This is a genomic window from Phenylobacterium sp. (genome assembly GCF_036402295.1).
Taxonomy (GTDB): Bacteria; Pseudomonadota; Alphaproteobacteria; order Caulobacterales; family Caulobacteraceae; genus Phenylobacterium.
This window is the reverse complement of sequence record NZ_DASWTE010000355.1, coordinates 1-10540: the sequence shown is the minus strand read 5'-3', so window position 1 is coordinate 10540 and position 10540 is coordinate 1. Positions and strand designations below refer to the sequence as shown.

Below are 10540 nucleotides of genomic sequence, written 5' to 3'. Positions count from 1 at the left end.
TCGACCGCATCGCCGCCGCCACGCTCACCGGCACGTTCCGCCTCGGTCCGACCCCGTGGGAGCTGCGCCCATGACCGACGTCTACGGCCCGGAGAAGCGCTCGGCGGTCATGCGCCGCGTGAAGGGTCGCAACACCACGCCTGAGATGAAGGTCAGGAAGGCGCTGACGAAGCTGGGCGACCGCTATCGGCTGCATCGCAAGGACCTGCCCGGCAATCCGGACATCGTTATGCCGGGCCGTCGGCTCGCCCTCTTCGTCCACGGCTGCTTCTGGCACGGCCACGACTGCGCGAGGGGCGCACGCGTGCCCAAGCAGAACCGCGACTACTGGGTCGCCAAGGTCGCCCGCAACATGGCTCGGGACGCGAAGAACGCGGAGGCGCTCACGGCGGCTGGCTGGCGCGTCGAAACGATCTGGGAATGCGAGCTCAAGAACGCGTCGGCGCTGGAGGAAAGGCTGCGCGCGCTCCTCAGCTAGGCCGCCACGACCTCTTCCACCACGATCTCCGTCTTCACGGAGTTGGCGATGAAGCACTCGTCGTGGGCTTCGTGGTGCAGGTGGTCGCGTTCGGCGTCGGTGGGGCGCTTGCCGGCGTAGGTGATCTCCGGGCGCAGCGTCACTCGGGTGACGGCCATGCGCCCCTCGGCGTTCTTCTCCATCACGCCTTCGGCCGCGTCGCGGTAGCGGGTGACGACGAAGCCGGCCAGTCGGGCGCGGTGCAGGAAGGTCAGCATGTGGCAGTTGGAGATCGAGGCGACCAGCATCTCCTCGGGGTCCACCGCGCCGGGCGCCGCCCACTTGCCGACGATGTGGTGCGAGGCGGTGGCCGGCACGACGTGGTCGGCGAAGCTCACCGTGTGGGCGCGGCTGTAGCGGCCGTTCGCGAAGTCCTCGCCGTCCTTGAGGCTCCAGTCGATCGTCGCGCGGTAGGTCGCCATCTTGTCCCTCCTAGAAGGCCTCGGCCGGAAGCTTCATGAGGAGATCGGAGCCCGTCTTCAGCTTCGCAAGCCGGCTCGCCGTCTCGGGCAACACGCGTTCGACGTAGTAGCGGCCGATGACGAGCTTGGTCTCGTAGAACGGGTCCTTGTCGCCGCCCGCGATCCGCGCCAGCGCCGCCTTGGCCTGCAGCGCCCACATGTAGGCCAGCGCCGTCAGGCCGAAGAGGTGCAGGTAATCGGTGGAGGCGGCGCCCGCGTTGTCGGGGTTCGCGAGCCCGTTCTGCATCAGCCACATGGTGGCCTCCTGCAGCTCGCCCTTGGCCTTGGCGAGGCCCTCGGTGAAGGGCTTCATGGCGGGGTCGGTCTCGGCCTCGATGAAGGCGTCCAGCTCGGCGAAGAAGCTCATCACGCCGCGCCCGCCGTCGGCCGCCAGCTTGCGGCCCACGAGGTCGAGGGCCTGCACCCCGTTGGTGCCCTCGTAGATCAGCGCGATGCGCACGTCGCGCAGGTACTGGCTGGCCGGGAAGTGCTCCGTGAACCCGCTTCCGCCGTGCACCTGCATGGCGTCGGAGCAGACGTTGAAGCCGCGGTCGGTGAGGAACGCTTTCACCACCGGGGTCATCAGGGCCATGTAGTCGCGGCCCTTCTGCTGCGCCGCCTCGTCGGGGCTGGCATGGGCAAGGTCGCCGTGCAGCGCGGTCCAGGCCATGAAGGCGCGGCCGCCTTCCACCAGGGCGCGGGCATCCATCAGCATGCGGCGGACGTCGGGATGGACGATGATCGGATCGGCCGGGCCGTCGGCGTTCTTGGGGCCGGTCAGCGAACGGCCCTGCAGCCGCTCCTTCGCGAACTGGGCGGCGGCCTGGTAGGCGGCCTCGGCCTGGGCGATCCCCTGCAGACCCACGCCCAGGCGAGCCTCGTTCATCATCACGAACATCAAGCGCAGGCCCTGGTTCTCCTCGCCGATCAGCCAGCCGGTGGCCTCCTCGTGGCTGATCACGCAGGTGGCGTTGCCATGGATGCCCATCTTCTCTTCGAGGCCCAGGCACTTCACCGAGTTCCGCTCACCCGGATTGCCGTCGGCGTCGGGGATGAACTTCGGCACGATGAAGAGGCTGATGCCCCGCACGCCGGCCGGCGCCCCCTCGATCCGCGCCAGCACCAGGTGGACGATGTTCTCGGTCAGGTCCTGCTCGCCGCCGCTGATCCAGATCTTTTGGCCGGAGATCTTGTACGTCCCGTCGCCCTGCGGGACCGCCTTGGTGCGCAGGAGTCCGAGATCGGTGCCGCAGTGCGGCTCGGTCAGGTTCATGGTGCCCGCCCACTGGAACGAGCACAGCTTGGGCAGGTAGAGGTCCTTCTGCTCCGGCGTCCCCCCCACGTGGATGGCAGAGTAGCAGCCGTGCGTCAGGCCCGGGTACATCGCGAAGGCCATGTTCGCCGATGAGCTCATTTCGGAGAACGCCACGTTCACGACGTGCGGCAGGCCCTGGCCGCCGTAGGCCGGGTCCGAGCCCAGGGCCGGCCAGCCGCCCTCCACCAGCTTGGCGTAGGCGTCCTTGAAGCCGTCGGGCGTCTTGACCGTGAAGTCGGGGCTCCATACGCAGCCCTGCTTGTCGCCGACGCCGTTCAAGGGCGCGAGCACCTCAGACGTGAACTTGCCGGCCTCCTCCAGGATGGCCTCGACGGTGTCGATCGACGCGTCGGCAAACGCGGGCAGGTTGGCGTAGCGCTCCAGCTGCAGCACATCGCGCAGCAGGAACGTGTAGTCCCGCACGGGGGCCTGGTAGGTCATGAGCACATCCCTCTAGCCGCTCATCCCGGCGAATGCCGGGACCCAGATCTCAAGGCGAGACGCCGGACTGGATTCGCTCAGCAGCTATAGAGCCCACCCTTGGGCTTTTCCATCTGGGTCCCGGCATTCGCCGGGATGAGCGGAAGCGAGTCGGAGCTTACGCTTCCGCGCCGTCCAGCCGGTGGCGCAGGACCTGGTCGTAGGCGTCGGCGCGGGGGAGCAGGTCGGGGCGCGTCTCGGTGAGGCGCTTCTCCATCGCTGCGACGCCGGCCTCGAGCTGGGCGATGGCGTCGTCGATGTCCTTCTTCTGCTGTTCCAGCGCCACGATGCGCTCGCGGAACTTCTTCAGGCTCTTGGCCGCCTGCGCCGCGCCGCTCTCGTCGGCCTCGTAGAGGTCGAGGATCTCGCCGATCTCGGAGAGCGACAGGCCCACCCGCTTGCCGCGCAGGATCAGCTGCAGCCGGCCACGGTCGCGGTACGAGTAGACACGGTTCATCCCATCGCGCGCGGGGTTCAGCAGGCCCTTGTCCTCGTAGAAGCGCAGGGCGCGCGGCGTGCATTTGAACTCGAGGCACAGCTGCCGGATCGTATAGGTCCGGACCGGACGACGCAGGTCGTGGGGCATAGTGACGTCCTCCCTTGGCTTATCGTTGATAACCAACGTGCGCCCCGGTTCCGTTTACGTCAAGGGAGGTACCCTGCGTCACCTCTTCAATGAGTGGTGATCAGGCCGCCGCCAGCTCGCCCGCAAGGGCGCGCTCGATCAGGTCGATGGTGCGATCGACGCCGAAGATCGCCACAAACGAGCCGAACCGCGGGCCTTGGCTCTGGCCCAGCAGCACCTCGTAGAGGGCCGAGAACCAGGCGCGCAGCGGCTCGAAGCCGGCCGCCTTGCCCACCTCGAACACCTCGTTCTGGATCGCCTCGGCGTCGACGCCCGCGGGTAGGGCCTTCAGCTTGCCCACGAGGTCCATCATCGCCGCTCGCTCCTGGTCGGTGGGCGCTCGGAACGTCTTCGCGGGCTTCACGAAGTCCTCGTAGTAGTGGATCGCATAGCCAGCGAGCTTGTCGAGCAGCGGCTCCGACTCCGGCGTCGCGCCCGGCAGGTAGCGGGCGATGAAGGCCCAGAGCAGGTCCTTGGTCGACGCGTCGGCCGCCGACACCAGGTTCAAGAGCAGCGAGAAGCTGACCGGCGAGCCCTTCTCGGGCGGATGGCCGCGGTGCACGTGCCAGGCTGGGTTGTCGAGCTGGGCCGCGTTGTCCCCTTCGGCCTTCTTGCGGATCAGCGCATCGAGCTGCTGCAGGTACTCGTCGGTCGCCTTCGGGATCACGTCGAAGTAGAGGCGCTTCGCCGACTTCGGCGACTGGTACATGTAGTAGGTCAGGCTCTCGGGCGCGCCGTAGCGCAGCCACTCCTCGATGGTCAGGCCGTTGCCCTTGGACTTCGAGATCTTCTGGTTGTTCTCGTCCATGAAGAGCTCAAAGTGGAACGCTTCCGGCGGCTCGGCGCCGAGGGCCTTCACGATGCGGTTCGAGACGCGGACGCTGTCGACGAGATCCTTGCCCGAGGCCTCGAAGTCGACTTCCAGCGCGGTCCAGCGCGCCGCCCAGTCGGGGCGCCACTGCAGCTTCACGTGGCCGCCGGTGACGGGGACTTCCGTCCGCGTCCCGTCCTCGTCGGCGAAGACGATCGTGCCCTTCTCGACATTGCGCTCGAGCGTCGGCGCCTGCAGCACGCGGCCGCTCCTGGGGCTGATCGGCAGGAAGGGCGAATAGGTGGCGCGCCGCTCTTCGCCCAGCGTCGGCAGCATGATCGCCTGCACGGCGTCGAAGCGCTCGAGGATGCGCAGCAGCACCTCGTCGAACCGGCCCGACCTGTAGGTCTCGGTGGAGCTCATGAAGGTGTAGTCGAAGCCGAAGCTATCGAGGAACGCGCGCAGACGGGCGTTGTTGTGGGCCCCGAAGCTCTCGTGCTCGCCGAACGGGTCGCGCACGCTGGTGACCGGCTTGTCGCGGTCCTCCTCCAGCATCTCGCGGTTGGGCACGTTGTCGGGGATCTTCCGCAGGCCATCCATGTCGTCGGAGAAGACGATCAGCTGCGTCGGGATCGCGTCCTCGGTCAGCGCGCGGAAGGCGTTGCGCACGATCGTGGGCCGGGTGGCCTCGCCGAAGGTGCCCAGGTGGGGCAGGCCGGACGCCCCGTAGCCGCACTGGAAGACCGCCGGCTTCGCAAGGGCAGGCAGCGTCTTCACAGCTTCGGCGAACTTGCCCTGGGCGAACAGGGTCGCGGCCAGGTCGCGCTCGGCGTCGGACAGGCGCAGGCGGGTGATGCGGTCGAGCAGCAGGCGCGCCTGTTCGAACGGCCAGCTCTTGGCCTCGCGCGCCTGATGAGAAAGTCCTTGCAGCATGGGGCGCGGCCTACAGCCCACGGCCCCGGGGCTCAAGCGCAATCGCCGAGGAGAGGTGCAACTGTCGCGGGCCGCAGTCTAAGCTGTCCGAAACGAAGGGGACGCGAGAGTGCGATCGCGGAGAGGCTTTCTGGGAGGCGCGGCGGCCGCGGGGCTTGCGCCGGCGTTCTGGACGCATGCGTCCGCGCAGGCGCGGCTGGCGGCCGATCCTTTCCGGGTGGGCGTGGCGTCGGGCGAGCCGCTGCCCGACGGCGTGGTGCTCTGGACCCGGCTCGTCACGAACCCCGAGGCCCTGGGCGCCGGCATGGCCCCCGATCGCGTCGAGGTCCGGTGGGAGGTCGCCGAAGATCCGGCCCTGACACGGATCGTGCGCAAGGGTGACGCAACGGCCCGCCCCGAAGGCGGCCACGCGGTCCACGTCGAGGTCGAGGGCCTCAAGCCGGATCGGGAGTACTGGTACCGCTTCACGGCGGGCGACCACGCGAGCGCCGTCGGCCGCACCCGCACGGCGCCGGACCCGGGCGCGGACGTCCAGCGCCTGCGGATCGCCTATGGATCGTGCCAGAAGTGGGAGTCCGGCTACTACGCCGCTCACCGGCATCTGGCCGCCGACAACCCCGACCTCGTGCTCTTCCTGGGCGACTACATCTACGAGAAGGCGGCGAACCCCGAGGAGGCCATCCGGCTACACCCCCCGACCGACGCGGTGGACCTCGCGACCTATCGCCAGCGCTACGCCTGGTACAAGGCCGATCCCGACCTTCAGGCCGCGCATGCGGCCGCGCCGTGGATCGTGATGTGGGACGACCACGAGGTCTCCAACGACTACGGCGGCGACGCTGACCGCACGCCCCTGACGCGCGATCTGTTCCTCAAGCGGCGGGCCGCCGCGTACCAGGCCTACTGGGAGAACATGCCGCTGCGTCGATCCTCCCGGCCGAGTGGCGCGAAGATGCCGCTCTACCGCGCCCTGGACTGGGGCCGGCTGGCGCGGCTCGCGGTCGTCGACGACCGGCAGTACCGCGATGGGCGCACCTGCGACGCCGTCGCGGAAGGCAAGCGCATTCCGTACGACTGCCCCGAGCGGCTGGCTCCAAAACGTTCGATCCTGGGCCGCGACCAGGAGCGGTGGCTTGAGCGCCGGGTCTCCGACACCCAGGCCCGCTGGAACTTCCTGGGCCAGCAGACCCTGATGGGCGAGCTGCGGGTCGAGGACGGCCGGGTCAGCAACGATGGATGGGACGGCTATCCCGCCACGCGCCGGCGGATCCTGGAGACCTGGCGCGACGCCAGCGTGGCCAACCCCATCGCCCTGGGCGGCGACGTGCACTGCTTCTTCGCGGGCGACCTGGCGCTGGAGCGGGGCGGGCGGGCCATCGGAACCGAGTTCGTGGGCGGGTCGATCACCTCGTTCGGGCGGCCGAACAAGTCGCTGGCGGGCGCCCTGCTCGTAAACCCGCACCTCAAGTACGCCGAGGGCGAGAAGCGGGGCTACGGCCGGGTGGACATCACGCCCAAGGCTTGCACCGTCACCTTCCGCGGCGTGCACAACGCCCTGGACAAGGCCTCGCCCGTCCGCGACCTCGCGGCCTTCGTGGTCGAAGACGGCCGGCCGGGCGTGAAGCGCGCCTGACATGCTGACCGCCGCCCTGTTCGCCATGGTTTCAGCCCAGACCCTGTCCCGGCTTCCGGCGCCCGAGGCCAATCAGGGCGTGGCTGTCGACGGGGCCTACGTCTACGCGATCGGCAACTCCGAGATCGGCAAGTACGACCGCGCCACCGGCCAGCGGGTGGCTCAGTGGGCCGGCGATCCGGCCACGTTCCCGCACCTCAACTCCTGCGCCGTGATCGGCGTCGAGCTGGTCTGCGCCAGCTCCAACTATCCGGCCACCCCGATGTCGAGCACCGTCGAGGTCTTCGATCCGGTGACCATGGTCCACCTGCGGTCCACGCCGCTGGGCCGCCAGCCGGGGTCGCTGACCTGGATCGACCGCAAGGACGGGGCCTGGTGGGCCTGCTTCGCCAACTACGACGAACGTGGCGGCGAGCCGGGTCGCGATCACCGCTTCACCACCCTGCTGCGCTTCGACGATCGCTGGCGGGTGACCGGCGCCTGGATGTTCCCGAAATCGGTGCTGGCCCGCTTCAAGCCTCGCAGTTCGTCGGGCGGGGCCTGGGGCGCGGACGGGCGGCTCTACGTGACCAGCCACGACCAGCCCGAAGTGTATGTGCTGGATATTCCGCGCATCGGGAACGAGCTGAAGCACGTCGCGACCATCGAGGTCGCCGTGGAGGGCCAGGCGATCGCGTTCGACCGCACGCGGCCGGGCGTGCTCTACGGGATCAGCCGGGCCAAGCGCGAGGTCGTGGAGATGCGGCTGCCGCCGCTGGAGGGGAAATGAACCGCCGACTGATCCTGAGCCTCGCCGCCGCCGTGGCCCTTGCCGGGTGCGGCCAGCAGGGCGCGCAGCCGGAGCGGAAGGAGGTCGTGTTCTCGATCCTCTCGGCCGAGAGCCAGGCCAGCGCCGAGAAGGACTGGCAGCCGTTCCTGGACGACATGGCCAAGGCCGTCGGGCGGCCTGTGAAGGCCTACTACGGCTCGAACTACACCGCCCTCGTCGAAGCCATGCGGTTCAAGCAGACCGATCTCGGCTGGTTCACCAACCAGTCGGGCCTGGAGACCGTGCGCCGGGCGAACGGCGAGGTCTTCGCCCGCTCGGTGAACCCCACGGGGATCGACGGCTACGAGGCGGTGATCATTGTGCCCAAGGGCTCGGGCCTGACGCTCGAGAAGATCCTGAAGTGCGACAAGACGCTGAGCTTCGGCATGGGCGACCCGAAGTCGACCTCGGGCACGCTGGCGCCGATGACCTACCTGTTTGCGCCGCGGAACATCCAGCCGGCCACGTGCTTCAAGACCGTGCGCTCGGCGAACCACGAGACGAACCTGTTCTCGGTCTCGGGCGGCCTGCTGAACGCGGCGACGAACAACACCGCCTCGATGGATCGGCTGCGGCTGCTGGACACCGACGTGGCGCGGCGGACCCTGGGCAATGTGGAGGTCATCTGGCGCTCGCCGCGGATCCCCGAGGACCCGCTGATCGTGCGCAGGGACCTGGATCCCAAGCTGCGCAAACAGATCATGGACTTCATCTTCGCCTACGGGGTCGGCGACACGCCCGAGGCGGCGCGCCAGCGCAAGGTGCTGGAGCAGATCCAGACCAGGCCGTTCATCCCGGCCGACGGCAGCCACCTCATCCCGGTGCGCGAGATGGAAGCCACCGGCCAGCTGATCGAGGCGCGGAACCGCAACGACGCCGCGGCCGTCGCCAAGGCGAAGGCCGCCCTGGCCGAGATTGCGAAGGAGCGCGCGGCCGCTACGAAGTAGGGTCGTTGCGCAGCAGGAAGTGCCCCGTCAGTCCCGCGACCGGCTTTGCGTGGCTGTCCTGCCAGGCCTCGACCTGCACGTTCGCCACGCGCCGGCCCACCTTGCGCAGGATGGCGCGGGCGTAGGTGTCCTTAGGGCCGGCCGAGCGCAGGTATTCGACCGTGACGTCGATGGTCTTGGGCACGCGACGGCCGGGCTGGGCGAGGGAGAGCTGGGCCAGCGCCGTCATCTCCATGAAGGCGCCGATGACGCCGCCGTGCAGCGCCGGCAGCATCGGGTTGCCGACCAGGTGCTGGGCGAACGGCAGCACGGCCGTCATCTCGTCGCCGGCAAGCTCCACGCGCATGCCGAGGAAGCGGCAGTACGGGACGCGCTGCAGGAAGGTGTCGACGGTCTGGATCGCGGTGTCGTTCATGCCTAGCCCCGCGGGTTGAGCATGAAGGTGGCCTGGGCGGTGGCCAGCGGGTCGGCCGGGTCGTCGTCCCAGGCCTGGGCGCGGACGAAGCCGATCGAGCGCGTGAGGCGGTAGCAGGTGGCCTCGGCGGTGACGCCGCTCCGGGGCTTGGCCGGGCGCAGGTAGTCGATGCGCAGGTCCAGGGTGGCGATGGGCATCGGCGTCTCGTTGGCCGAGTTCACCGCCAGGCCGCAGGTGTGATCGATGAGCGCCGTGACAACGCCGCCGGCGATGACGTCGGTCTCGGGGTCGCCGACCAGCTCCTCGCGCCAGGCCGCGCGCATCACGCCGACGCCCTTGCCGATGCTGACGAGTTCCATCCCCAGGGCGGCGGCGTGCGGCACGAACTGGGTCATGCGGTCGGGCAGGGCGGCGGTGTCGTAGGTCTCGGCCATGACCCTTCGTAGACGCCCTGTCGTTTGCGGAAGTCAACGGGCTGGGCGGAGCCTTCGGCGGGCGCCTACATTGAAGAGGCATGATCCGGCCGCAGGACCTCCTCTGCCCGAAGCCCGAAGGGCTCTACTGCGCGCCCGGCGACTTCTACATCGATCCCGTGCGGCCGGTGGACCGCGCGGTCATCACCCACGGCCACGCCGACCACGCCCGCGCCGGCCACTACAGCGTGCTGGCGACCCCCCAGACCCTCGACATCATGAGGGAGCGGTACGGCGCCGACTTCGCCCACACGACCGAGGCGGGCGTCTACGGCCAGGCCGTGGTCCGCGATGGGGTTGAGGTGACGCTGGTCCCAGCCGGCCATGTCCTCGGATCGGCCCAGGCGGTGGTGCGCTGGAAGGGCCTGACGATGGTGGTGTCCGGCGACTATAAGCGCCGCCGCGATCCGACCTGCCCGCCGTTCGAGCCCGTGGCCTGCGACGTCTTCATCTCGGAGGCCACCTTCGGTCTGCCGGTGTTCCGCCATCCCGACGACAAGGAGGAGATCGCGCGCCTGCTGCGTTCGGTGGCGCAGTTTCCGGAGCGCAGTCACATCGTCGGCGCCTATGCCCTGGGCAAGGCCCAGCGGATCATCCGGCTGCTGCGCGAGGCAGGCTGGGACAAGGTGATCTACGTCCATGGCGCGCTGGAACGGCTGAACGCCCTCTACGAGCGGCATGGGGTGGACCTGGGGCCGCTGGCGCCCGCCACGACCACCAAGAAGGGCGACTTCGCCGGGGCCATCATCATCGCTCCACCCTCGGCGATGCAGGACCGCTGGAGCCGCCGCTTCCCCGATCCTGTGGCGGCCTTCGCCTCGGGCTGGATGCAGATCCGCGCCCGCGCCCGCCAGCGTGGGGTCGAGCTGCCGCTGGTGATCTCGGACCACGCCGACTGGGACGAACTCACCGCCACCGTCGATGAACTGCGCCCCGGCGAGCTCTGGATCACCCACGGCCGCGAGGAAGCCCTGGCCCGCTGGGCTGCCCTGCACGACATCCCGGCCCGGGCGCTGGCGCTGGTGGGCTACGAGGACGACGGCGACGACTGAGCCGAAGCCGGGCCGTTCTTCTGCGGCTTCTGCATATCCCGATCACGAACTCGTGATCACGGACGCTTTA

General features: G+C 69.3%; 11 protein-coding genes. 5 read left to right on the top strand and 6 right to left on the bottom strand.

The features are described from left to right. Positions 1–70: 70 nt before the first annotated feature. Positions 71–478, top strand: coding sequence for a DNA mismatch endonuclease Vsr (locus VGD44_RS21060; protein WP_331090345.1), 408 nt, complete (start codon positions 71–73; stop codon positions 476–478). Here VGD44_RS21060 and VGD44_RS21055 read toward each other — a convergent pair. The 4 genes from VGD44_RS21055 to VGD44_RS21040 form a co-directional block, all read right to left on the bottom strand. Beyond that, a complete protein-coding gene (locus VGD44_RS21055) occupies positions 475–939 on the bottom strand; it encodes an OsmC family protein (RefSeq protein WP_331090344.1) in 465 nt (154 codons plus the stop codon). The genes VGD44_RS21060 and VGD44_RS21055 overlap by 4 nt on opposite strands. 10 nt (positions 940–949) lie before the next feature. After that, positions 950–2734, bottom strand: a complete 1785-nt coding sequence (locus tag VGD44_RS21050; protein ID WP_331090343.1) for an acyl-CoA dehydrogenase C-terminal domain-containing protein — start codon at positions 2732–2734, stop codon at positions 950–952. Positions 2735–2891: 157 nt separating this feature from the next. Beyond that, a complete protein-coding gene (locus tag VGD44_RS21045; protein WP_331090342.1) occupies positions 2892–3359 on the bottom strand; it encodes a MerR family DNA-binding transcriptional regulator in 468 nt (155 codons plus the stop codon). Between the two features lie 100 nt (positions 3360–3459). Further along, the gene (locus VGD44_RS21040; RefSeq protein ID WP_331090341.1) at positions 3460–5142 is read right to left on the bottom strand and encodes a lysine--tRNA ligase; all 1683 of its coding nucleotides are present in this window, start codon (positions 5140–5142) and stop codon (positions 3460–3462) included. Between the two features lie 109 nt (positions 5143–5251). Here VGD44_RS21040 and VGD44_RS21035 point away from each other — a divergent pair, with 109 nt between their 5' ends. The 3 genes from VGD44_RS21035 to phnD are packed head-to-tail and all read left to right on the top strand — an operon-like array spanning position 5252 to position 8530. Beyond that, positions 5252–6775: an alkaline phosphatase D family protein gene (locus VGD44_RS21035; RefSeq protein WP_331090340.1), complete on the top strand. Its 1524-nt coding sequence runs from the start codon at positions 5252–5254 to the stop codon at positions 6773–6775. A 1-nt stretch (position 6776) separates the two neighbouring features. Continuing rightward, entirely contained in the window at positions 6777–7544 is a 768-nt protein-coding gene (locus VGD44_RS21030; protein WP_331090339.1) for a hypothetical protein, read from the top strand. Next, complete coding sequence (gene phnD / locus VGD44_RS21025; protein ID WP_331090338.1) at positions 7541–8530, top strand: phosphate/phosphite/phosphonate ABC transporter substrate-binding protein; 990 nt, start codon at positions 7541–7543, stop codon at positions 8528–8530. The genes VGD44_RS21030 and phnD overlap by 4 nt, the downstream gene beginning before the upstream one ends. Here phnD and VGD44_RS21020 read toward each other — a convergent pair. After that, positions 8520–8945 (bottom strand): PaaI family thioesterase, encoded by a 426-nt coding sequence (locus tag VGD44_RS21020; RefSeq protein WP_331090337.1) that lies wholly within the window; start codon positions 8943–8945, stop codon positions 8520–8522. The two genes, phnD and VGD44_RS21020, sit on opposite strands and share 11 nt — an antisense overlap. Before the next feature lie 2 nt (positions 8946–8947). Then, positions 8948–9379, bottom strand: coding sequence for a PaaI family thioesterase (locus tag VGD44_RS21015; protein ID WP_331090336.1), 432 nt, complete (start codon positions 9377–9379; stop codon positions 8948–8950). An 80-nt stretch (positions 9380–9459) separates the two neighbouring features. Between VGD44_RS21015 and VGD44_RS21010 the strand changes: the two genes are divergently transcribed. Beyond that, positions 9460–10470 (top strand): ligase-associated DNA damage response exonuclease, encoded by a 1011-nt coding sequence (locus VGD44_RS21010; RefSeq protein WP_331090335.1) that lies wholly within the window; start codon positions 9460–9462, stop codon positions 10468–10470. Positions 10471–10540 lie beyond the last annotated feature (70 nt).